This is a genomic window from Luteibacter sp. (genome assembly GCF_009912395.1).
In the GTDB taxonomy this organism is placed as follows: Bacteria; Pseudomonadota; Gammaproteobacteria; order Xanthomonadales; family Rhodanobacteraceae; genus Luteibacter.
In genome coordinates this window covers 1-23,513 of record NZ_WNDO01000026.1, presented here as the reverse complement: position 1 = coordinate 23,513, position 23,513 = coordinate 1, and the positions used below count along the sequence as shown (strand labels likewise).

Here is a 23,513-nt window from a genome sequence, read left to right as displayed (position 1 = left end):
TGGTGTCGGTCAGAAGAACTTGTAGTTGAACGACACCGTCCAGGTCGATCCGGGCGCGTAGTACAGGTTGCTGGCGTCATCCAGCACGAAGTATTTCCTGTTCAACAGGTTGTCGCCGTTGAACTGGACGGATGCGTGGTCGTCGATCGCATAACGGGCCATCGCGCCCAGCAAGGTCTGCGAAGCCTGATGCAGGCGAACCACGCCGTGCCCGTCGTCGATATCGGCCTTGGACGGACCCTGCCAGTTCACGCCACCGCCCACCGTCAGGCCGCTCCACGAGCCGGGCAGCGTATAGGTGGTGAAGACGCGCACCAGGGTGCGGGGCAACGAAGGCCGCAGCGCGCCACCGTCCGGCGACTTCACGTTGAAATGCGACCAGCCCAGCGTCGCGTTCCAGCTGCTGGACAGCGCACCCGACGCCTCGAATTCGTAGCCACGTGAGCGTGTACCGTCTACCGAGCGATACGCCTGCGTGGTGCCGTCGGGCAGGAAGACACCCGGCAGCGCGTCCGCCACGTGATCCTGGCGGGTATCGAAGAACACCAGCGAGGTGTTGAGTGCGCCATCGAAATGCCGTCCCTTGATACCGGCTTCCCGGCTGGTGCCAAGCACCGGCTGGAGATAGCTTCCGTCCGCCTTGCGGTTGGTCTGCGGATCGAAGATCTGCGTGTAGCTCACGAAGGCCGAATACTGGGGCGTGATGTCGTAGATCAGGCCGGCATAGGGAATCGTCTTGCTGGCCTTCTCATGGTAGATGCCGGCCGTGCTGTCGTTGGTGTCGTTCTTCCAGCGGGCGTAGCGCGCACCTACGATCAGCTTCAATGGATCGGCCAGCGATAGCCGGGCCGCCGCATACGCACCGCTCTGTTCGGTACGGGCAATGGATACCCGCTCGCTCGCCGCCGAGAAATCTGGATACGGATAGTTGCCCGTCCAATCCAGGAAATTGCCGATATCCGGAAGATCGCCATGCGGGTGATTGAAGTAATCGTTCCGGTAATGCGATCCGGTCAGGCCAACCACCAGCTCATGCTCCCTTCCGAACGCGCTGAACGGACCGGACGCGTAGAGATCGAGGTTATTCTGGCTACCGCGCTGGAAGCTCTTGTACGCATACGGCGTGAGGCCCCCACCCGTCTGGCGATCCGGTGCGCCGAAGACGTAAAACAGTGTGGAGTCCGCATCGGTCTTGCGATGACTGGCCATCGCGTGCACCTGGCAGCCATTGGCGAACGCGTGCTTCAGGTCGACGAAGGCCGTCTGCGTGGTGTTGTTCCAGTGCGTCCAATCCGCAGCCGACGAAAAGCCGCGCGGCCAGTGGATGAAACCGCCATCCGAGAACAACACCGGATAGGAACCCCAGGTGACGCCGGTAGGACGGGTCTTCTGCCAGTCGTAGCCCACGCTCAGCGTGGTGTTGTCGTCCAGGTCCGCATCGATGACGCCATACGCCACGTTCTTCTGGCTGTGGTAGCGGTCGATATACGAATCGCCATCCTGGTGCGCCGCCACGAAACGGCCGCGCACGCTACCCGACGCATTCAGCGGCACGGACGCATCCACCGTCTCGCGCTGGGTGTTCCACGAGCCATAGCTGACCGACACCTCGGCCTCGGGCGTGCGGCTGTCCGCATGCTTGCGCACGAAGTTGATCATGGCCGACGGACTGCCGGCGCCGCTCAACAGGCCCGTCGCGCCACGGACCACCTCGATGCGTTCGTAGATGGACGGATCGAGCGACGAATCCGCCGAGCTGATGTTGAGGCTCGACGCGATGGGTACGCCGTCGTACGACATGTTCTCGATCTGGAAACCGCGCGACCAGAACACCACTCGTTCCGAATCGTAGGCGGTGGAATTCACGCCTGTCGTGTTGTCCAGCACCGCGCGCAGGCTGGTGAGGTTCTGGTCCTTGATGCGCTGCTCGGTGATGACGCTGATGGACTGCGGCGTGTCCTGCAACGTGAGCGGCAGGCGCGTCGTGGCAGCGGAACGGTTCACGGTATACGTCGGCGCGGATTCACCCTGCACCTTCACGGCGTCGAGCGTCGTGGCCTTCTTGTCCTTGTCGTCGACATCCGGATCGACATACGCGTGCGCCATGGTGGGAACCGCGACGATCAAGGCAAGGCAAAGCAGGGAGAGCCGTGGTCGGCCCTGGATACGATGAGACATGATGAAAACCCCGAGATAGAGACCCCGGGCGCCCACGCGTGGCGCCCTCGTTCGTGTCACGACTGGGGCTTGCTCACGGGCTGGCTCATCGTTTGGACGGCGATCTTAACAGATTAAGAACATTCTTACATCGACAGGATGGCGGGCTCGCCATCAGTGGCCATGCTCTTCCGAGGTACGACGGAACCATTCCACGTCCTCGATATGAAACATTCCATGGGAGTTCGCGACAGAAGCACCGGTGAAGTGGCCTATGACCCGGACATCGAAAGCGCGCAAGGATCGATCCATGACGTCTCCGGTCAAGGCTTGGTCGAACGCCTTCATTCGCGTGCCCTCTGGTACATCGCCGGCGAATCGAAAGTCGATCGTTTCTCCCGCGCGACAGGTAGAAGACTTCAACATGGCCCCATGACCGCGATCCATCCATGCAGTCGCGACAACGCGTATGCGACCCGATGGCGCGTTATTCCGACTTTCGTACAACTGGCACACGGTCATGTCATTCGCTGCAAAACAGGTCGTGCTCACCAAGGCCATGGCAAGCAGTCCGATGCGATGCGTCCATGTACTCGTCACTCCCACGCTTTCACCCCAGTGCCCCTATCGGGGCGAAGGTACCCGATCGACAAACAACGGACCAGTGCGCGCCTGCGAATCCTACATTCCCCACCTTGAAGCCAGTTGTAGATAATAGGCCCGGGGAATCATCGGGATCCGTATTACCTTCAGAGGAGTTGGTCCATGTCTTGGAAGTCCCCGCTCGTCCTGCTCGCGCTACTCGCCTCCATGCCTGCCCTCGCGGAATCCGACCGCGAAGTGGTGGAGAACATGGTGACCCGTTCTGCCAACGTCTGCCCGGGCCACAGTACCGAACGCACCACGCCGACCGTGAAGGCCGTTCCCGTGGGTGCGCTACGTGTGATGCTGGAACGCGGTCTCGTGATGTGCCCGGATCGTCGCCTCGACGCCGATGCACCGGCGGCCTTCTACGGCCGGGTGGGCGTGTTCGAATGGAACCCCGAAGTGAAGGAAAGCACGGCGGTGATCGTGAAGCAGATCGACGCCATGACCCGCAAGGACGACTACCCGCAGGATACCCTGGTCTGGGACGCCAAGGGCCAGCCGCTGAAGCAGCGTACCGTGCCAGCCTTCGAGGCCAAGCCGGGTGCCGCGGTGCTCTATCACGTAGAGTGACCTCGCCCCCATGCGCCGGGCCCGACCGGCCCGGCGCATGGTCGCGGAGTGCCACCTGCCTCACAGAACGGACATCTGGCGGGTGCCCGTCACCGGTCCGCAAGAATTTTGCAGCGGATCGTAAATTATCCTGACGTACCGTGCGCGGCCGCAGCCTCACACGCGGAAACCACTCCGCACCATCGTCAGGGAACAACATGGAACTTCTTGTCCGGCGCCGCACGCTGTGCGTGGCCATCGCTGCTCTGTTCGCCGTGGGCGCCGTCCAGGCCCAGAACACCTCCTCCTCCATGAGCGGCCGCGTGCTGGACGCCAGCGGCGCCCCCGTCTCGGGCGGCACCGTGAAGATCGTCCATGTCCCCTCCGGCACCACCCGGGAAGTGACGACCGACGCCGATGGCCGCTACCGCGCGCAGGGCCTGCGCCTGGGCGGCCCCTTCGAGGTGATCGCCACCACGCCCGCCGGCACGGCGGAGCGCGACGGCGTCTACCTCCAGCTGGCCCAGGACACCAACCTCGATCTGTCGCTGGCCACCCCGGCCTCCACCGCGACGAACCTCGAGAACGTGCAGGTGCACGCCAACGCCTCCGACGTGGCGATGGCGCAGACCTTCAACGCCGACAACAAGGGCATGGGTGTGCGCGTATCGCGCCAGCAGCTCGACGTGCTGCCGGTGCCGAATCGCTCTATCCAGGACATCGCCCGCCTCAATCCGGCGATCACCATCACCAACAAGAGCAAGGGCGAGATTTCGGCACTCGGCCAGAACAGCCGCTACAACAATATCACGATCGACTCGGTGCCCACCAACGACTCGTTCGGCCTGGAAGACAACGGCCTGCCCGCGCTGAACCAGCCCGTGTCGCTGGACGCCATCGAGGCGTACAACATCAACACCGCCGACTACGACGTGGTGAACAAGCGTGCCGTGGGCGCGAACATCAACATCGTGACCAAGAGCGGCACGAACGATTTCCACGGCTCTACCTACTACGTGTACCGCAACGCCTCGAACATGGTCGGCGACGACCGCGCGGGCAACGAGTTCAAGGGCTATACCCGCCAGTGGACCGGCGGCGCCACGTTCGGCGGCCCGATCATCAAGGACAAGCTGTTCTTCTTCGCCAGCGTCGAGAAGTCCAAGACGGTCGCCTCCGCGCCGAACTTCGGCCCGCTCGGCTCCGGCAAGGGCAATATCGTCCCCATCAGCCAGGGCGACATCGACCGCATCTCGTCCATCGCCAGCCAGCTGGGCATGAACCCGGGCACGGCCACGGCCAGCGGCGCCAACCAGGAAGAAAAGCGCGGCCTGTTCAAGATCGACTGGAACATCGCCGACGGCCACCGCCTGAGCCTGCGCTACGACAAGACCAAGAGCGAGCAGCCCAACCTCAACGGCTACAGCACCTCGTCAACCTCGCCCAGCCTGAGCCTGTCCAGCTACTGGTTCACCAAGCACCGCGAAGACTCACAGTGGGTGCTGAATACCTACGACGAATGGAATGATTCGTTCTCCACCGAAGGTTCGTTCTCGTATTCCAAGTACGATGCCTCGCCGACCGTCGCCACGCGTCAGCCGCAGGTGCGCGTCTACACCAACGGCACCATCACCGGTAACACCATCACCGGTCCGTCGGTGAACCTGGGCGAGGAAGAATTCCGCCACTACAACATCCTCGGCATCCGTTCCTACAATGGCTTCTTCGCCGGCACCTGGAACGTGGGCGACCACTCGATCAAGGCCGGCCTGGATTACCAGCGCGACGAGTTCTACAACCTGTTCGGTCGCACCGAGTTCGGCGCGTACGTGTTCCCGAGCATCGACGCCTTCGCCAACAAGAACTACTTCAGCTACTCGGTCTATCGTCCGACCGACGGCGATCTGTCGAGCATCGCCGCGAAGTGGGACCTGACCCAGTGGGGCTTCTTCGCCCAGGACACCTGGCAGCTCGGCAACCTCTCGCTGCAGTACGGCCTGCGCTACGACCTGCCCAAGGTCAGCGGCTCGCCGATGGCCAACCCGACCTTCAACGCCGCGTTCCCGGGCTACCCGAACAACGCGACGATCGACGGCAACGGCGTGCTGGAACCGCGCGCGTCGTTCAACTACGCGTTCGACAGCGAGCGCGCCACCCAGCTGCGCGGCGGCATCGGTCTGTCGGAAGGCGCACCTCCGGGCGTGTGGCTCTCCAACCCGTACACGAACAACGGCCTGTCGCTCACCAGCTATTCGTCGTCCAACGGCACCGGCTTCACGGCCGACCCAATGAACCCGCTGATTCCGAACAACGTGCGCAAGGGCGGCTCGCCCGAAGTCGACGTCACCGACCGTAATTTCAAGATGCCCACAGTGTGGAAGGCCAGCCTCGGCTTCGATCACCAGCTGCCGTGGTCGAACCTCGTGTTCACCGCCGAGGTGGAGCACCTGGAGACGAAGAACGGCGTGCGCTTCCAGGACCTGAACCTGGGCGCTGCTACCGGCGTGCTGCCGGACGGTCGCCAGAGCTACTGGACCACGACCGATCCCAACGCCTTCCGCACGGTGGGCAAGACGGCCACCGGCCAGGCGATCTGCGCCACGCAGGGCGGCATCTGCGCCGCGCCGCGCGCCAACCGCGATCCGCGCTTCGGCAACGTGATCTACCTGAGCAACACCAGCAAGGGCCAGGCCACCTACGGCACCTTGCAGCTGTCCAAGCCGTTCACGTCCGACTCCGACTGGTCCGGCTCGCTGGGCTTCGTGTTCGGCAGCTCGAAGGATGTGAGCTCGGGCAATGAGAAGGTGGCCGCCAGCACCTGGGCGAACGATGCCGTGTTCAATCCCAATGCGGATGCCACGGGCCATAGCAACTTCGAGGTTCAGCGCCGCATCATCGCGTCGCTGAGCTGGCAGCACCGCTTCTTCGGCGACTACAACACCAGCGTCTCGGCGTTCTACGACGGCCACACCGGCCAGCCATACAGCTGGGTGTTCGGCAACGACGTCAGTGGCATCGCCGCCACCGGCACGTCCTCGCCGCTGGGCCTGGCGTACATCCCCAAGCCGGGTGACGTGCTGTTCCAGGCGGGTACCAAGCAGGGCACGATCGACCAGTTCTACAGCTACATCGGCCGCGACAGCTACCTGAAGGACAGCCAGGGCCGCGTAGCCCAGCGCAACGCCGCGCACTCGCCGTGGGTGAACGAGGTGGATCTCTCCATCCGCCAGGAGATCCCGGGCCTGTTCAAGGGCAACAAGGGCGAGCTTCGCCTGGATATCTTCAACGTCACCAACCTGATCAACAAGCGGTGGGGTCAGGTGCGCGATATCGGTTACCCGTACATGCGCAGCCTGGCCAACTTCGTGGGCGTGGATCCGGCGACGGGAAAGTACGTGTACGCGCTACCGGTGGATGCGAAGGGCAACTACAACCCGGGCACGTACGTCACGGAAGACGATCGTGCACAGTCGCGCTGGTCGCTGCAGCTGACAGCCCGCTACTCGTTCTGACGTAACACCCTGTAGGAGCGCGCTCGCGCGCGACCCGCGGCAGCGGCAATCTGGCCCGCTGCCGCGGGTCGCGCGCAAGCGCGCTCCTACTGGTCAGCGGGGTGCAGAGCTCAGCACTACGCACACGCAACATCCCGTGCCTGAATCGCTTCGAGCAGTCCTCTCTGGATGCGTTCAGACTAGCCTGTCGAATGACCGACGAAGCGCGCTTCAGGAAAGGCGTCCTTCACCCGGACACGCTCCGCCTCGGAAAGTCCTATCAACAAGACTTCTCCGCTATCCCAGAAAACAATCTCGAAACGGGCGCCGTCGATCTGTGGTTTTGCGCCGGGCTCCCAGACCGAGAGATTTCCATCGGCCCATGGCAGAATCTCGACATCCGTCCGCATCCCTACAGGGAATGCATCGAGCACGCCCCAGAAAATTTGTACGGGCTCCACGAGAAGGCGCTCCGACAACTCGCGACCGCTCAGCCAACCCTCTCGGTTGTCAACAGGCCAAGGCACGGCCTCCATATTCCCAACATGCCAGTCGAAATCTTCCAGCGAAGAGCCCATGGCTCGGACAAGCTGACATATGTCGGGAAGCGGATCGGACTGGATGGCGATGTTCATTGAGGTTTTCCCCTTCGACGGACACGTTGGCTCAGGCGAATCGCCTTCCGCATGCAACGGATCCGGAAAAAATCCGCCCATGGATCGTTTGACCGCTTCGAGCATTCGCTCGAAAGGCACACCAGCGATCTTTCCACTCCGAAGAAGGAACTCAATGGCCTCTACAGTAGGCACGGTGTTTCTGTTGAGCTCCCCCCACACAAGGCGTTCCCTCGCTATGAATGATGCGTCGGTCCCTGATGGATAGCTGCTTCCGACTCGCCCTGCTAATACATGTATCCACTGGTCGGCTTCAGTGATTTCCCCCGACGATAGATACCGATGGGCGGCCGCCAATGCATTCTTATGGGAATCGCAAAAGGAGTCGTGAATTGCGTCGCAAAAACTCGCGGCAACAAGCGGAATGGTCCGGAAGTCGCGGGATACGTCGATTCGATCGATTGCCTCATAGATACAGGCTACGAGTTGCACAGCATTGGTAGGATCGGCGTACATCGATTTGATCCGAGTCATTTTGGCGATACAAGGTTGACACCAAGATACTCCGATACGGAACGGAACGAAGGACACGCCTCCCATATCTTGAGCGCGTAGCCTCCTGGCACTCGTACGGCGGCCGCAGCCCCCCCCTGGATCTTCGTCCCGGTATTGAGAAGGTTGCTGTAAGCGTTGATTTCCCCGAAACAACCGTGAAACAGCGGACGAATATTTTCGGTACCGCGTCCAGTGCCTCTTTAACTAAAGGATTCGTCGCCTCCCCGGGGCCACTACAGCTTGCGCTCGATGCAGGCCGCCGCAAGCCCCATCGCGCGCAAGCGCGCTCCTACAGATGTTTTTGGCACGACAAGCCTCGCAGACTGCCCATGCCAGCTCTTGTAGGAGCGCGCTTGCGCGCGATGCAGGCCGCCGCAAGCCCCGTCGCGCGCAAGCGCGCTCCTACAGATGTTTTTGGCACGACAAGCCTCGCGGACTGCTCGTGCCAGCTCTTGTAGGAGCGCGCTTGCGCGCGATGCAGGCCGCCGCAAGCCCCATCGCGCGCAAGTGCGCTCCTACAGATGTTTTTGGCACGACAAGCCTCGCAGGCTGCCCATGCCAGCTCTTGTAGGAGCGCGCTTGCGCGCGATGCAGGCCACCGCAAGCCCCATCGCGCGCAAGCGCGCTCCTACAGGTGTGTGCGGGAGGCGATGCAGAAGCCGAGCGCCGAGGCTGTCGTCAATGCCAGGCCCACGCCCGTTGCCTTGAGCACGGCCAATGCCACGTTCGTCATCGGATCGATCCACGCATGCGTCGTGAGATCGAGCAACGCGAACGTTCCGGCGAGAAAGAAAGCAAACGACACATAGCAAAAATCCCGCGCGCTCTGGCAGGCCCGGGAACGACCGTTCATGCGGTCGAGGTAGACCATCACGTTCACCGCGAGCAGCACCACACCGCCGGTGAGAATCGGAACAACAGGTAGATCCATCATTGCGCACCCAGCACGGCCTTCGCATCCCAGATACGCCGCACCTTTGCTTGCGCCACGCATTGCATACCCATGCGCGTCAGCAACGTACTCGCACCCAGAAGTCGAATCAGATGGCGCCTGTTCGGTACATCGAGATCGGCAAAGCACTCGGCCAACACTTCGTTGATGCCTTCCGCATACGCCAGCCATTCGCCCGCGTCGTCCAGTAAGGTATCCAGGCCGACCTCCGGATCGAGCACGTAACTGCCCTCGCCAAGCCGCTCGGCGTCGTTCGGTGCGTTCATTGAGATATCTCCCCAGGGTACCCGGACCCGAGGTGCGGCACGTTTGTAGCCGTGCCACACCCCGGAGCGCGCCTCTCGACGCGCCCCTCATCGCTCGGGTGACAAGCGCTGGCTCCCGTGCCTCCCCCATCGGGAAGCCGGCGTCCAGCGCAGTGATTCGGCGTCAGGCGACCCCTTCCGCCCACACGGCAACGCGCCGGGCAGGATCGGCAAGGCAAACAGGCAGGTGATCGCCAGGGCGCCGAGGCGCGTCAGCTGCGTCCGGAAGGACTCAGGGCCGGGCGATGATCGTCGGGGGGAATGCCGCGTCCAAGCGGTGGACACGGGAATGACGTAGACTTCGACATTGCTTCAGCCTTGTTGTGAAAGGTTGAGGAAGTGGCCGTTCGGGTGTTGCAAGCACCCGGGCGGCTGCGCTTATCACCCATGGGGTGAGCGAGGTTGCCTGTGCTTCTTCTTTGCATCCGATCCACAGGCAACGAGGCGAAAGTATCAGATCGCTTTCGTCATGTCTGTAGGTGCGTGGGGAATTTGCAACTTATCGTTGCATCTTTTTTTGCTTCGACGCATACCGATGGGTGTCGCTTCCATGAAAAGCACGGCGTCGTATCCATCGATCCGAATGCCCTGTCTGAAACGTTTCCACGCATGGCCGTGGACAACCGGTTCTATCACCGCAACATCTGAGCGCAGCCATGTCCAAAGCCATCCGTTTCAGGATTCGCCCGGTGTATCACGGTAGCGAGTTGCTTGTTGAGATCATGGACGATCACCGGGAAGAAGGCTTTCCCAACATCGGCTTGATACTGCGCGATGCGCTGGGCGCAACCCAGCTCCGCCATCCGGAAGGCCTCGACGATCCCCATATCGCAATGTCCCAGGATCGTTACTTCGGTTACTGGCGCTACCCTGGCGGCCACTACGAGATCGACGACGATATCTGGGGTCTTTTCATCTCGGCGAAGGTCAACAACACCGCCGTGATCGCAGATGTCGAACGCGTGCTGACCGGCACGGGCCACTTCGTCAAGGAGCCCGTGGACTTCGCTCAGTTCAAATAACGCACCCGTCCACGACGAAGACACTACCGCCCAATACGACAAAACCCGTCGCGCCCTGAATCCGGGCACGGCCGATATAGGCGCTTCCTTTCTCGACCCTGAGGGGAAGCGGCGCTCCCGAAAGTGCGGTCGCATAGGCAACCTGCCCTTCCCTTACCGACTGCACGGGACTGCTGACCGGCACCCAGTTCGCTATCACGCGTTCGCCCTCAATGACGCCGAGGGTCCTGGGCCGATCGACACTTTGCAGGTTGACCTGGCCCTTGACGACATGGCGAAATACGAAGTCACGAGCTTCCGTTTCGGTGTGAAGCCCACTGAAGCTTCCGTTGACCTGCGCGATACGACACGCATCGTCGTCGGGGACCATGACCGTGATATCACCAAGCTTTTCGAAGATCCTCCATCCTCCGGCTTTGGTCACCGCCTCCTGGAAGACTTGGGTGTTTTTCCTTTCCTGGATGATGCTGGAAATGTTCTCTATCGGCGGCTGCGGTGCAGTCGATATCCACTGGGCCGAAGCAGGTGAACCGCATGTGGCAGCAGCCACGCCTATAACGCCATGAAGAATCCAACACCCTCTATTCATAGGTAAATCCGATTCCATGGTTTGACGTGTGCTTGGGGTTCGACGCCTCACCGTCGCGCTGCCAAGGATAGCAATGACCGCATGGCGCGCATACTCGAAAACCAGATATGCCCACCCCGCCCATCGATTATCATCATGACAATGTCTTGATGTAGCTCCATGTACAAAATCTCATTCTTATCAGGGTCATGCCGCATGCCTTCGACACCACTGTCCCGAATGATCGCCACGCAGAGCAAGTGGCTCTTTCTTTGCCTACCGCTTTCCCTGACGGGATGCGCCACGAACACGTCCCTTGATCCGATCCCCGGCCCCTTGATGATCAAGACCGTCGACGCGCTCGGCGTTCACTCGTCCTCCGAACTGACCTTCGACAGCCTGGAGAGCACCGCGCCGGGCAGCATACGGCCGCAGACGCTCACCTATCGCACCACCATCAAGCGCGATGGCCGCACCTTTACCTGCTCGGACCTCAAGATTCCTGGCATGGCTGGCGATGAAACGATCTACACGCCGCCCAAGTGCGTGCCAGTGGATACCAGCAAGCCCTAAATCGCACTATCTTTCATGTAAACCCTTCCCGGGCCGTTCGCATCGAATGGGCTTCTCGAACCGCCCGGGCTCCGATCGTGAAATTCATCCTCTCGTGCGTGGCCCTCGGGGCCTTATGTACTGCCACCTTTTCCGGCACGGCCATGGCCACCGAGCCTCAGGTGGTCTCCCTGAATGCTTATCTCGACCATGCACGCGATACCGGCACCCTCAACGGTAATGTCCTGGTCGCCGACCGGGGAAAGGTGATCCTGCGCAGGGCGGTTGGCTATGCGGACGCTACACGCAAGGTGCCGCTCTCCCTGTCGGACCGGTTCGATATAGGTTCCATCGCCAAGGAGTTCGATGTTGTCGGGATACTGATGCTCGCCCAGGAGCACAAACTGTCGCTCTCCGACCCCGTGTCCCGGTTCATACCCGACCTTCCGTCCTGGTCGAAGAGCGTCACGATCAACGACCTTCTTCACTACACGAGCGGCCTGCCTGACATCGACTGGAATACGGTGAACAACGACGCCGATGCCTTTCGAAATCTTCGCGCGCTGGAGAAGCTCGATTTTCCGCCCAGGACCCATTACGCGTACAACAATAACAATACCTTCTTGCGTCGCCGGATCATCGAGAAGGTCAGCGGCATGGGCTTCAACGACTTTGTCAGAAGCCGTGTCTTTCCGAAGGCCAAGGTCACCGATGCCGTCATCGACCCCGTCGAGGGCACGCCGCGCGTAGCGCGCGGGTTCAGCGCTAACCTCACGCAGGACACCCTGAAGGTCTATCTCTCGGGCTGGCCGGCGCTGACCGTGGATGACCTTTTCCATTGGTCCAACTGCATCACGATGTTTTGCCTGATAACACCCGAAAGCACGCGTCAGATCCTGGCCAGCCCTGACCCCAAGCGACAGACCGGCCTGGGCCACGGCGAGATGGATGGCGACCGGCTGGTGAAACATGTGCATGACGGGAACGATCACAACTTCGAGGCGCTGCTGATGGTTTTCCCCGCAAAGGGGCGAACCATCATCCTCATGACCAGCCAGAACCGGAACGATGTCTATGCCATTGCGGATGCCATCAACGGCATACTCGATGCCCCGAAAGGGCAGTCCGTTCTTATACAAGCACATGGCGCAAAGTGATCAGGGAGGACACGTTCGGCTAGGCGTCTCGATCATGGATGTTTCTGGCCAGAGCCCCCGGCCGTCCATTGGTCGAAGGTAGCGTAAAAGCGTTCCTCTCCACCGACAGGCGGCCATCCCGAAATCTTCTCAACGACCTTGCCGTCTTCCATGAAGTAAAACGTCGGGGTCTTCCAGTCGTCGAGTATGGGCCAATCCGACAACCGTGTAGCCAAGGCCATGGCCGCTTCAGGATGGTCGCGATTCCACCCGGTGATGGCAGTGAGGGACAGATTCATCTCTGGCGGCGTCATCCAGCGCATGCGCTTTAATGCCTCGACCGTCGCTTTGCCTCGCGCTTCCATGGCATGCATGGCATTGACGGAGAAGTGGCAGAGCGGGTGAGCGATGACGATGACCTGCCGACCGTGCAGCGATGCATTCGCATAATGGAGGGAGAGACGATCATCGGAGGGCACCAGGTACGATGGCGAGGTACCCTGATCCACCCAGCCCTCAACGCGCGGCACGGACTGCATGCCTTCGACCGGATGGCTTCGGGCTATCGCGATGGCGTCCTTGAATCGCCGATGCATCACATCGATGCCTTGCATTTTGGCGTACTGTCGATCGCTGGCGGCATGCAGCGTTTCGAGCCGAGTCAGATAGGCATGCATCTGGTCGACGTAAGACGAATCGCTACCGTAGAAGGCCGCCACCTCGGCGGCATCGAAACCCTCCCGCGCGGTCGCCCCATCCATGCGGGAGACCGATTTTCGATCGAAGGGATAGAGCCTCTCGTATGCCTGGGTGATTTTCAAACCCGATGACCGGTCTGTAGCCTCCGCCGTGGACGCTGCGCGCTCTATCGCTATCAGCTGATCGAACCGACTTACGCCTTGCCCGAATACATCCTGATGCACGCCAGTAAGAGCGATACAGGCGAGCATGACCAACCGTCGACCTTTAGCCAGCATGAGCAAGTCCCTTGCACTTCTGTGGGTGAGAGCCCGGACTTTTAACCGGAGAGGCGCCTGTCCTCACTATAGCGCCAGCATCCGCGTCCGGGGATCCACCGCGTCCATAGGGCCGTAACGTCCTCCTGAAGGCAACGCCGGCCACCCCAGGCAGGTTGGCGCGATCGGATTTGTTCCGCCCCATGAGGTTACCTATGCTGGCCCCATGGCATCGCCCTCGACGTTCCCGGTCTCCCCCCTCGCCCTCGCGCGTACCGGCATCGCGTTCGATGCGCTATGCGCACAGGCCGGCGTCGTCCCGGCACCGTCGCTGGGCACCGAGGATTTCTTCCGCCTCTGGACCACGGCCGAAGAGCTCCTTGACGATCGTTCGGCCGGGCTGCGTTTTGGCGAAAGGGCGGTCGCCGAAGGCTTCAGCCACGCCGCCATCGTGGCAACCCACGCCCCCGACCTTCGGCGCGCCTTGCTGGCACTGGCCCGCTACAAGCGCCTTACCTGCCCAGAAGTGGTGGACGTGGAGGCCGCAGGCACCGAGATACGCGTGCGTTACCGCTGGCTACACGCCAAAGAGCGCGTACCGCGCCTTCTGGTCGATACCACGATGGCCTCCCTGGCCGCGATGATCCGGCAGGGATCGGAAGGACGGGTGGCGCCGATCCGTATCGAGTTGGCGCGACCGGCAGCCGACGCCGCTCTTCTCCAACAACACTTCGGATGCACCGTAACGTTCGGAGCGATGGTCGATGCGATGATCCTGCCTATCGACGTGCTGTATGCGCCGTTCGTCGGCGCCGACGAGCACGCCTTCACCCGCATCATCGACGGGCTTGAGCGCCAGCTCGTCGAGTCTCGCGATGCGGACGCGCTGGTCGACGACCTGCGCGTGACCATCGCGCGGCAACTCAGTGAAGGTCGCCGCACCAGCCTCGCCCACGTCGCGACGCGCATGGGCATGAGCGCTCGCACGCTCCAGCGACGACTGATCGCCTGCGGTACCAGCTTCCAGGCGCAACTGGACCAGGTACGCCGCATCACGGCCAGCCGTCTGCTCGTCAACACCGACCTGGACCCGATCGCGATCGCCATGCTGGTGGGCTTTGTCGAACCCAACTCTTTCGCGCGAGCGTTTCGAGCATGGGAGCGGACGACACCACTGCGATGGCGTGCACGGCACGGCGCCGGTTTTCGTTGAACCCTTGAGGAACCCCATGAGTCACGTCCACGTGCTGGTCACGGGCGGCTCCGGCTTCATTGCCGGGCATTGCCTTCTTCAACTACTGCAGGAAGGGTACCGGGTGCGTGCCACCCTTCGGTCTCCCGATCAGGAAGCCCGCGTTCGCCGGTCACTCACCGACGCCGGCGTACCTCACGGCAGCAACCTGAGCTTCGTGACGGCGGACCTGCTCCGCGACGAGGGATGGGCCGAGGCCACCCACGGCGTGGATACCGTCATGCATGTCGCGTCGCCCGTACTTCCCGGACATGTGGACCATGAAGACGATGCGATCGTACCGGCCCACGACGGAACACTGCGCGTGCTGCGCGCCGCTCGCCGGGCCGGCGTCCGGCGCGTCGTGCTGACATCGGCGTTCCATGCCGTGAGCTGGGGTCATCCGCGCCATAGCCACGCGTTCACCGAGGCCGACTGGTCCAACCTGCAAGGTCCGGGCGTGGATGCCTACACCAAGGCCAAGACCCTGGCCGAGCGTGCCGCCTGGGACTTCATCGCGAGGGAGGGCGATGGCATGCAGTTGGCCACGCTTTTGCCGGTCGCCGTCGTCGGCCCGATCATGGGACCGGACATCTCGGGCGCCAACCGCGTGATCCTGCGCATGCTCATGGGCGATATGCCAGGGCTACCGAACCTTCACCTGCCCATCGTCGACGTCCGCGATGTCGCGCGAGCGCACGTGCTGGCCATGAGCATCCCTGCGGCAGCCGGCGAACGCTTCCTGCTATCGAATGGCCCCACCCTGCCGATGCGGGAGATCGCCGACATCCTGCGCGCCGAACTCGGGCAGGCCGCGTATCAGGTACCCCACCGCCTCATTCCGGACTGGGTGATGCGGATCATGGCGATCTTCAAAGCGGAAGTCCGACCGTTCGTGCATGACCTTGGCTATGCCAAGCGAACCAACAACGCCAAGGCGACGCAGCTCCTGGGATGGCATCCCCGCAACGCGCGCATCGCCATTGCCGCGGCCGGACGTAGTCTCGCGGCGATGCGTGCTTTCGATGACACGCAGGTCTCCGCGCCACGCTGAATCACACCGCCGCGTGGGCGCTCGCGAGATCGGCCAGCGGCGGCGTACCGAACATGCGCTTGTATTCGCGACTGAACTGGGACGTGCTGAGATAGCCCACGGCATAGGCCGCGCCCGATACGTTGATGCTTCCCGACATCAGCATTTTCCTCGCTTCCAGAAGGCGTACATGACGCTGGAAGGCAATCGGGCTGTAGCCGGTGACCACCTTGAAATGACGATGGAACGACGTGAGGCTCATGCCCACCGACGCGGCCAGGTCGGCGCCGACGAACGGACTATCCAGGTTTGCGCAAAGCCAGTTGGCGGCGGTCTGAATCTGGCGTATCCGACCGTTGCCCTGGCCGAGCTGCCTCAACGTATCGCCCATCGAACTCTGCAGAAGCCTGTAATACAGCTCGGCCTCATGATGGGCGCCGAGCACCGGGATATCGTCGGGTGATGACAAAAGCCCCACCAGGCGAATGAAGGCTTCTCCCACGGCGCCGTCCAGTTTCCCCCCGGCCGCAGAACACACCCAGCGGTCTTCCCGCTTGGGCATATCGAGCATGACCCGGATAAGGAGGGCGGTGTCGAGTTGGAGACATGTCGCCACATAAGGCGCCGTATGGCTCACCTCGACCAACTGGCTGGTAAAAGGCAGGCCGAACGAAGCGGCCGCGCAGTCGCCCGAGGTCAGCTCGAAACGATTGCCACCGACCGTCAGCGCCTTGGTGCCCTGTAAAACAGCATAGAACACCGGGCAGAACGTGGCCTGGGCCGGTGGCGTCGGGCGCGTGCTGGACCACACCGTCAAACGAGGAATGGGCGTGGCCAGCCCCGGTGCATCGGGCTGGTAAGCCACGAAAGGGGCGACTTCCGCCAATACGCGGCTGGCCATGTTGGTCCGAGGGCTCATGGGCGCACGGTAGATGGAATGGAAGAATTAGGCAAATGTCCGGCACGATCGGGAATGCCGCTTCCGACCCGTCTTCCTACGATGAGCCTCCTCCCACGAAGGCACTCTCATGACGGCTGAACGCATCGCCCTGATCACGGGCGCGAACAAAGGAATCGGACGTGAAACCGCACGCCAGCTTGGCGTGCTGGGCCATACCGTTTGGCTGGGATGTCGCGATGTAGATCGCGGCACCCGCGCTGCGGACGAGCTGCGTGCGGCCGGCATCCAGGCGCACTTCGTGCAACTCGACATCACCGACGAGGCCAGTGTTGGCGCGGCCGTGGCGCATGTCGAGGCACAGTCCGGGCGGCTGGATGTCCTGGTCAACAATGCGGGCATCGGCAGCGGCTTGCAGTCACCGCCCAGCGAGGAAGACCTGGGCAGCATCGCCGCCGTCTTCGAGGTCAATTTCTTCGGCACCATGCGCGTCACCCAGGCATTCCTGCCCTTGCTACGCAAGTCAAAGGAAGCACGTATCGTCATGATCAGCAGCGGACTGGGCTCGATCTCACTCACCGCCGACATGACCGCCCCCATCTGGAGCCTCCACGCCACCGGCTACTCGGCGTCGAAGACCGCGCTGAACATGTTCACCGTGAAGCTGGCGAAGGAGCTTCTGAACGAAGGCATCAAGGTCAACGCCGCCTGCCCGGGGTCGGTCGCCACTGACATGGGTGGTGAGTGGGCGCCCAGGACGGTGGAGCAAGGTGCGGTGATTGCAGTTCGCCTGGCGACGCTTGGGTGGATGGGACCTACGGGTGGGTTCTTCCATGATGGGGATGGGCCGCGGTTGGCGCCTTACGGCTGGTAAGTCGTCGCTGGAGACATCTGCTGCGCGCGACAAACGAGGGCGCCTAGCCCTCGAATGTCATCCATGGTGTTCGGACATGGTGCGATGGAGGAGTTCGGCAGCGTCGATATCACCCATCGCAAGGGCTACCTTCAGCCAATGGATGGCCCAGCGTTTGTCTCCCCTGGCCATATAGCTGACCCCGAGGTTGTATGCGGCCTCGGGCATACCGTTCCTGACGGCGCGCTTGTACCAGTAACGCGCCTTATCAAAGTCGCGCGCAATACCATCCCCATTGTCGTAGATGTTGGCGAGGTTGACCTGTGCCTGAGGATTGCCTTCGGAAGCTGCTTTCTGGAAGAGCTCGATGGATCGGGTGCGATCACCGGCTTCAAAGAGAGCGCATGCCTCTTCAAGCCATTGTCTCGGGTTGGCTACCGGTGAGGAAACGCTTTTTGGCGATGTGTGATGGGACATGACAGGCCTTCATGAAAGCAAGCGAATCATTCAAAAGGTGATCAACTACCCATCCATCACCCCGCTTGAACGAAACGGCAAAGCAATGGGACAAAATAACGGAAAGTGTCCATTCGTTGTTAGCACGAAGGAGGTCCGTACGTGCGTAATCGCCCGTTCTTGCAGATGAACTCAAACGTGTGGCGACCACGGCGGATCCACCTACCAGAATCGCATCCTTGAACGTTTTGGACAGTAGAATGGGACTGCTAGCACAAGATTGATCCAGCGCCGCATTTGGCTAAGGCCCCTGGGGAAAAGGATGACTACTGCCCTTCTGATTGTCGACATGCAATCGGACTTCTTCGTCCATGACGAGCTTTTCAAGCGACGAAGCAAGCTTATCGCAAGCACAAATGACTTGATCTCTCGTGCACGGCGCGCAAGCGTCAGCGTGATTTGGGTGAAACAGGAATTTTCACCGGATCTGAGCGATGCCTCGCTTGAGGTAAAACAGCGAAAATCAACGTGGTCATTGCGGGCACAGCGGGAGCGAAAATTCTTCCTGAGTTGGATATGCAAGACCATGACCAAGTCGTTGTGAAGAAACGCTACAGCACTTTCTTTCGAACCGACCTGGATGACCGGCTATCTCGATTAGATTGCTCGCAGCTCATCGTTGCCGGCGTCAATACCCATGCATGCATACGTACGACTGTTGTTGACGCTTATCAGCGAGACTACAAGATAATTTTGGCTAAAGACTGTATCGGATCACACGATATTGAGCACCATGAGATCACTTGGCGATACATGGATGGAAAGCTGGGCATTGGAATGTCCAACAACGAGATCAGCGTGCTTCTAGCAGCTAGTTAGTTACGTACACAAGCTGGTGTTAACCCCACGACCACACTCTTCCCTCGCGGATAGGACGCCAGCGCAGTTCGCGGAAGCATTCCGCAAGGGATCAAACCCGCCGACAGCTCCAATTTAAGGTGCTAACGATTTGGGGACAGGTTCAACGGAGAATTGGATTCGAAACCGGCTACTACTCAAGTCTGGGGGTACGCCACCCCTTCATGTCCGACTCGAAAGTGCCATCCTCCCTTAAGTAGATGTGGCATCCCCAGACAATGGGCGACTCCTCCTTGTCTGGAACATGCCCAGACGGCGTGAACGTTAGTTTTTGCATACTGCCCCCTTTTTGCACCTCTGAAACGTCATCACCAAATATAACTATCATCCTGATACGTCATATCCGCTCTCTCTTCTTAAAACCACGCAGTGACATCGTCAGAGGGATAAATAGATATCCTTGGCCAGCTATCTAAATCACGCCACCGGAGATTCAGTGGAAAGAATCAAAGAAATCGATGCCGCACTTGCTCGGCTGCACACGGCAGTTCATAAACGCCGAAGGCTCAGAACCTGCCTAAAACTCTGGAGCGAATTCATTCGGACACGGGATGGCAATCGATGCGTCCTATGTAAAGAAACCAAAGGCATATCGGCACACCACATCTGTCGAAAGAGCTTCATGCCAGAGATGCAATTGATGACAGGGAATGGAATTTCCCTATGCCCAGATTGCCACAAGGAAGCCCATGAAGGATTCAACGGCCGCCCTAACCTTCAACTCCCCATGGATGCACAAGGTGGAGAGAAGATTGAAATCATGACGGACTTGTATGGTGAACTTTGCCGGGATGCGACGGAGCGTAACCTACTCGGTGATGATTACTACTTCCTGAGTGATCTGGTTCTCAGCAAGTTCAAGATGTTTCAGGGCTTCGATCCGTTCACCCACTTTCCTGGTCTTTGCGTTGAGCAGGCCTATCTCATTTGGTTGCAAACTCCTCTGAACACCAAGAACGCACTCTTGGTGGCCAATGGGTTCCCTCCCACTTATGAGCCAGTCTTACCAGGAATCACGATTCGTACCATCCAACGGTGATACAGCGACCCGACTCGCCCGAAAGCCCGAAACTTTCAGGTCGTCATCACCTATCAAATCAGACTGACCCACCCAAAGCAAACCTTGACAACGCTGGATAAATCTTGCCGGGGAGGTCTACCGGTCTGGATCTATCTGGCCGCAAGAATTGTCCCCGCCAGGCCTAGTTCTCTGGCGACTCTTCGACGTACGTGTAAAGAGGGGCAACTAACTGCGCAGCATATATGCCAGAAGGTCGTATAGACCACGCCTTTACACCGTCGACCGAGTTGCTGCGCCCGACAATGACTGCTACTGGCCAGGGCATATCCACGTGGTTTCGACGACCAAATGATTTGAAGCTTGCGATGTCTTTTCCAGAAAGATGAGGAACCGTCTCGGGATGCGAATGCCAAAAGCCGATCAACCTCAGCCCACGCTCATTGGCTGCTTCAATCTCTAACCGGCAGCGAGTATCGCTGAGCAGAAGCGCATATGAGTCGGCTTTATCATCTGGGTGCGAAGGCGTCACCAGGGATAAGATCAGCCCCCGAGCGTCGCCGCTATCAACGAAGAGAAGCCCTCCTCGCTCGATACCGCCGAGAGCTTGACGGCCCGCATGCAACACATCGCGCGCCGCATTACTCACGAGGAGATCCACGCCAAAGTCCGGCCATGACCAAGTCCACGAAACCGGTGACCCGTTCAAACCATTGCCTCGGGCCAAGGCATCTCACGTTCAAGAAAATGGGCTCCCTCAGGCAAACCGGGACCTTCGTAAGAGCCTCCATATTTGAATAGCTGATCCAGATTTCCTACCGTCGAATGCCACCTAGGATTGGCAGGCTGCCCCATCAACGTAGCTAATGCCAACTGAGCCGTCATTCCCGCGATGCGGGACAGCGCAACCGGCGCCCCCGGAATGTAACTTGCCCCGCACGCGGGCAAGGCATACACGCCATTGTTCGGCCAATTCGAGAACCGAGAGGTGAACCTCCCTCGGTCAAACAGCCTACGGGCATCATAGCTACCCGACGGGGCAACCAGGGCGTGGCCAACAAAACCATGTGGCTCACTCCACGCATGAATTAACGACCAATTTGCCCCGGCCGACTTCAAGCTCCATAGATATTCTTCCGATGGCCAGTTCGCAGTGGTAACGATAACAACGTCTGCCCTTTCAAGCTCTGATTTAAGCGCAGCGCCGCCGGCCTGAACGGGACATGGAATAGCCGTCACGGAGACACTTGGCACGTCCCTAAGAATACGGGCACGCAAAGCTTGCACTTTGATTTCGCCAAGCGCTTGCGTGCCCAGAACGTGCCGACCTATGTTGACGTCTTCAAACCGATCCGCATCCACAAGCGTCAAGTGGCCCACGCCTGACCGCGCCAATAGCACCGCGGTCTCCCCTCCCAGAGAGCCGGCGCCGACCAATACCGTGCGCTTTCCCATAAGAGCTTGGACCCCGGGTCCGGCGCGATGATGAATCACTATCGGATCCATGACGTCAGTCGGCGTGAACTCTGCGGCGTAACTTCTATTTGACGCCTGAATTGATGCTCGCCGGGTTGAACGACGCCCGTATACACGGGCCCGTCTGCGGTCAATTTCCGAGCTACGAAGGTGAAAAGTATGAATCGCGAGGCCTTCCACGGGAAGACTAACGACGAGCCAACGCGAGGCGAGATCAACGCTGTCTTTCGTCCACCGCATGAATGCGGGGACATCTTCCTCGACCATGTGAGGTATCAACCACGGAATGAAGTCGGCTGCTGGCAGCCGCGGAGGCGGCGAACTGCTCAGTCGCGCAAAAAAACCGGCCTGGGCCGTCGAACGCTGCGACAAGACGCGCCTATCGAATCGCTGCTCGAACGACGAGATTTCTTCGTAACTCGATGCGGCAACGTATCGAAAATTTCTTCGCTGCAAGTCCGATCGATCACTAACCACATAGAGGGGCCCACTGCATGCCGGCACTCCCACCAACGTCAATCGGTATGGCGTGACTGCCTGCTGCATCATCCAGTAGGATCGAATTTCCCTGGAAAATTCCGCATCGCGTCGGCCTTGGTCAGCTTCGGCGAGGGAAAACCGAATCAGCGCAAAAGCCTTTTCGATCGCCTCATCCACCGCCGCTTCGGGCGTCGATGTAACGGGCTGCTCACCATCGGTGTAAAGGCAGAGCCCGCCCTCCATACAATGCGGCCAATCCACACGTGGAGAAGGCGTTATCGAAAAATCCAACGGAAGATAGGGAAATGCTGTCGGAAATCCAATTCTTAGGCGACGTTTTATTCCAAGGTAATCTGGCGGAAGAGCAAAACAGAAGGCAGCGGCTTCACCGCCCACTGCCTTCGTTTCTTCGAGATAAAGCGCGGCATCACCAAAGCAACGCCTGAGTTGTTGGACGCCGCGCTGAATTGCCGGACCCACCGCCATCTCAGCCAAGGCGATCGACCGAACCCACGTGGCGCTGAGAGGCTCGACTGGCCACAGCCTCCCCGCTCAGCGCGCTCAATGCAAGCGATGCCCGCGTTACTCCGGGGGCCAGACCGGGAATGCTCCAATTCGCGGGAATATCCTTCAACACACTGTCAAGCAAGGTTCGATTAGTCCCGAACGATCGGCTCATGTCTTCCTGGAACGATTCAAGCGACGCAGTCTCGCGAAGACCCAGATGGAACGATTCTTTCGCGCTCCGGTGCCAATCGAAGAAAGCAGTCCGGTATTTATGACCGTCGGGCCTGTTCCATTTCTCGGCGAAGTTTTCCCCATCGTCCACAGGATTACAGACCTGCCAGTGGTCCAAATTGCCGTTGATGAATTGCGGCATGATCTCCACCAGTTCCATGATCGCCTCGATCGGACGACGAACGATCAGAGCGGATCCATGCGACATGTGCTCGTAGGCCCGTCCCGCGAGCGTCGTGAGTACTGCGGAAATCGGCCGATAGTCTCGCAGCGGATTTTCAAGAGCCCACATATCCCGGTGGCGCTTCAACAACTTGATGGTCGCTCGCAGGACGTTCGCGTCCACATATTCGCCATAAGCTGGCATGTCCTCCTGAGAGGCGTCGAACGTCATCGCTCGAGCGGTAAGCGACTCCATTGCAAACACGGGCAGCGTCATGTTGGCCACTTCGTCCAGCCAGTCGCAATAAGCAATCGGGCTGCTCGCCTTCCACCCTGCTGTCCGATCAGGAACTTGAAGGGCGCCGTGACCGTGTTTTCCGCTATTGCCATGAACGTTCCGAGCGGGAGTCACATCGATGTGGAAACCCGGATTTTCATCTGCGTAAACGATACGAATGCCTCGACGCAGCGGCTGTATAGGCGCGTTCACACGTGTACCTCCTTCGAACCGTGATCTTGCCCCTGATTTACGGACACCTATCTAAGCGACATTGGCCAGCTCGTACTGCTCTGGGCTGAGGTAGCCCAGGGTCGAGTGCAGCCGGATCCGATTGTAGTCAACCTCAATGTAGTCAAACACATGAGCCTTGGCCTGCTCCCGTGTGGCGAGGTGTTCACCATGGATGGCCTCGACCTTCAGACTGTGGTTCCAACTCTCCATTGCTGCGTTGTCGTAGCAGTTGCC

Annotated in this window: 23 protein-coding genes; 10 read left to right on the top strand and 13 right to left on the bottom strand. The window is 60.3% G+C overall.

What is annotated here, in order from left to right; all coding sequences use genetic code 11:
- Window positions 1-9 precede the first annotated feature (9 nt).
- Together GAK28_RS19550 and GAK28_RS19545 are read right to left on the bottom strand one after the other, a co-directional pair.
- Window positions 10-2,178 carry a TonB-dependent siderophore receptor gene (locus GAK28_RS19550; protein WP_291783334.1) on the bottom strand — a complete coding sequence of 723 codons (2,169 nt, stop codon included), beginning with the start codon at window positions 2,176-2,178 and terminating at the stop codon, window positions 10-12.
- Window positions 2,179-2,331: 153 nt separating this feature from the next.
- Complete coding sequence (locus tag GAK28_RS19545; RefSeq protein ID WP_291783331.1) at window positions 2,332-2,583, bottom strand: hypothetical protein; 252 nt, start codon at window positions 2,581-2,583, stop codon at window positions 2,332-2,334.
- A 363-nt stretch (window positions 2,584-2,946) separates the two neighbouring features.
- Here GAK28_RS19545 and GAK28_RS19540 point away from each other — a divergent pair, with 363 nt between their 5' ends.
- Window positions 2,947-3,375 (top strand): hypothetical protein, encoded by a 429-nt coding sequence (locus GAK28_RS19540; protein WP_291783476.1) that lies wholly within the window; start codon window positions 2,947-2,949, stop codon window positions 3,373-3,375.
- 197 nt (window positions 3,376-3,572) lie between these two features.
- On the top strand, window positions 3,573-6,866 hold the full coding sequence (locus GAK28_RS19535) for a TonB-dependent receptor (protein ID WP_291783329.1): 3,294 nt from the start codon (window positions 3,573-3,575) through the stop codon (window positions 6,864-6,866).
- Window positions 6,867-7,045: 179 nt separating this feature from the next.
- On the opposite strand, the gene GAK28_RS19530 is transcribed toward GAK28_RS19535, so the two are convergent.
- The 3 genes from GAK28_RS19530 to GAK28_RS19520 form a co-directional block, all read right to left on the bottom strand.
- Window positions 7,046-7,975, bottom strand: coding sequence for a hypothetical protein (locus GAK28_RS19530; RefSeq protein ID WP_291783326.1), 930 nt, complete (start codon window positions 7,973-7,975; stop codon window positions 7,046-7,048).
- Window positions 7,976-8,642: 667 nt separating this feature from the next.
- Entirely contained in the window at window positions 8,643-8,945 is a 303-nt protein-coding gene (locus GAK28_RS19525) for a hypothetical protein (protein ID WP_291783323.1), read from the bottom strand.
- A complete protein-coding gene (locus GAK28_RS19520) occupies window positions 8,945-9,232 on the bottom strand; it encodes a hypothetical protein (protein ID WP_291783320.1) in 288 nt (95 codons plus the stop codon). Before GAK28_RS19520 ends, GAK28_RS19525 begins: the two co-directional genes overlap by 1 nt.
- A 695-nt stretch (window positions 9,233-9,927) precedes the next feature.
- Here GAK28_RS19520 and GAK28_RS19515 point away from each other — a divergent pair.
- Window positions 9,928-10,293 carry a hypothetical protein gene (locus GAK28_RS19515; protein WP_291783316.1) on the top strand — a complete coding sequence of 122 codons (366 nt, stop codon included), beginning with the start codon at window positions 9,928-9,930 and terminating at the stop codon, window positions 10,291-10,293.
- On the opposite strand, the gene GAK28_RS19510 is transcribed toward GAK28_RS19515, so the two are convergent.
- Window positions 10,286-10,843, bottom strand: coding sequence for a fasciclin domain-containing protein (locus tag GAK28_RS19510; protein WP_291783312.1), 558 nt, complete (start codon window positions 10,841-10,843; stop codon window positions 10,286-10,288). The genes GAK28_RS19515 and GAK28_RS19510 overlap by 8 nt on opposite strands.
- Before the next feature lie 234 nt (window positions 10,844-11,077).
- Between GAK28_RS19510 and GAK28_RS19505 the strand changes: the two genes are divergently transcribed.
- Window positions 11,078-11,434 (top strand): hypothetical protein, encoded by a 357-nt coding sequence (locus GAK28_RS19505; protein WP_291783309.1) that lies wholly within the window; start codon window positions 11,078-11,080, stop codon window positions 11,432-11,434.
- 77 nt (window positions 11,435-11,511) lie between these two features.
- Window positions 11,512-12,570 carry a serine hydrolase domain-containing protein gene (locus GAK28_RS19500; RefSeq protein ID WP_291783306.1) on the top strand — a complete coding sequence of 353 codons (1,059 nt, stop codon included), beginning with the start codon at window positions 11,512-11,514 and terminating at the stop codon, window positions 12,568-12,570.
- A 32-nt stretch (window positions 12,571-12,602) separates the two neighbouring features.
- On the opposite strand, the gene GAK28_RS19495 is transcribed toward GAK28_RS19500, so the two are convergent.
- On the bottom strand, window positions 12,603-13,526 hold the full coding sequence (locus GAK28_RS19495; RefSeq protein ID WP_291783303.1) for a hypothetical protein: 924 nt from the start codon (window positions 13,524-13,526) through the stop codon (window positions 12,603-12,605).
- A 205-nt stretch (window positions 13,527-13,731) separates the two neighbouring features.
- Here GAK28_RS19495 and GAK28_RS19490 point away from each other — a divergent pair, with 205 nt between their 5' ends.
- Together GAK28_RS19490 and GAK28_RS19485 are read left to right on the top strand one after the other, a co-directional pair.
- Complete coding sequence (locus GAK28_RS19490) at window positions 13,732-14,718, top strand: AraC family transcriptional regulator (protein ID WP_291783300.1); 987 nt, start codon at window positions 13,732-13,734, stop codon at window positions 14,716-14,718.
- A gap of 16 nt (window positions 14,719-14,734) precedes the next feature.
- Window positions 14,735-15,790, top strand: coding sequence for an NAD-dependent epimerase/dehydratase family protein (locus tag GAK28_RS19485; RefSeq protein WP_291783297.1), 1,056 nt, complete (start codon window positions 14,735-14,737; stop codon window positions 15,788-15,790).
- A 1-nt stretch (window position 15,791) separates the two neighbouring features.
- Here the strand turns inward: GAK28_RS19485 and GAK28_RS19480 are convergent, their stop codons facing one another.
- Window positions 15,792-16,688 (bottom strand): AraC family transcriptional regulator, encoded by an 897-nt coding sequence (locus tag GAK28_RS19480; RefSeq protein ID WP_291783294.1) that lies wholly within the window; start codon window positions 16,686-16,688, stop codon window positions 15,792-15,794.
- A gap of 109 nt (window positions 16,689-16,797) precedes the next feature.
- Here GAK28_RS19480 and GAK28_RS19475 point away from each other — a divergent pair, with 109 nt between their 5' ends.
- A complete protein-coding gene (locus GAK28_RS19475; RefSeq protein ID WP_291783292.1) occupies window positions 16,798-17,541 on the top strand; it encodes an SDR family oxidoreductase in 744 nt (247 codons plus the stop codon).
- Window positions 17,542-17,598: 57 nt separating this feature from the next.
- Here GAK28_RS19475 and GAK28_RS19470 read toward each other — a convergent pair whose 3' ends face one another.
- A complete protein-coding gene (locus GAK28_RS19470) occupies window positions 17,599-17,997 on the bottom strand; it encodes a tetratricopeptide repeat protein (RefSeq protein ID WP_291783288.1) in 399 nt (132 codons plus the stop codon).
- Between the two features lie 301 nt (window positions 17,998-18,298).
- Between GAK28_RS19470 and GAK28_RS19465 the strand changes: the two genes are divergently transcribed.
- Window positions 18,299-18,580: an isochorismatase family protein gene (locus GAK28_RS19465; RefSeq protein WP_291783285.1), complete on the top strand. Its 282-nt coding sequence runs from the start codon at window positions 18,299-18,301 to the stop codon at window positions 18,578-18,580.
- A 936-nt stretch (window positions 18,581-19,516) separates the two neighbouring features.
- Window positions 19,517-19,933 carry a hypothetical protein gene (locus GAK28_RS19460; protein WP_291783282.1) on the top strand — a complete coding sequence of 139 codons (417 nt, stop codon included), beginning with the start codon at window positions 19,517-19,519 and terminating at the stop codon, window positions 19,931-19,933.
- A gap of 163 nt (window positions 19,934-20,096) precedes the next feature.
- Here GAK28_RS19460 and GAK28_RS19455 read toward each other — a convergent pair whose 3' ends face one another.
- The 4 genes from GAK28_RS19455 to GAK28_RS19440 form a co-directional block, all read right to left on the bottom strand.
- Complete coding sequence (locus GAK28_RS19455; protein ID WP_291783277.1) at window positions 20,097-20,573, bottom strand: Mov34/MPN/PAD-1 family protein; 477 nt, start codon at window positions 20,571-20,573, stop codon at window positions 20,097-20,099.
- A gap of 44 nt (window positions 20,574-20,617) precedes the next feature.
- Complete coding sequence (locus tag GAK28_RS19450) at window positions 20,618-22,354, bottom strand: ThiF family adenylyltransferase (protein WP_291783473.1); 1,737 nt, start codon at window positions 22,352-22,354, stop codon at window positions 20,618-20,620.
- A 1-nt stretch (window position 22,355) separates the two neighbouring features.
- Window positions 22,356-23,258: a nucleotidyltransferase gene (locus tag GAK28_RS19445; protein WP_291783274.1), complete on the bottom strand. Its 903-nt coding sequence runs from the start codon at window positions 23,256-23,258 to the stop codon at window positions 22,356-22,358.
- Between the two features lie 51 nt (window positions 23,259-23,309).
- A partial coding sequence (locus tag GAK28_RS19440) for an IS3 family transposase (RefSeq protein ID WP_291779886.1) occupies window positions 23,310-23,513 on the bottom strand: 204 nt, incomplete at its 5' end.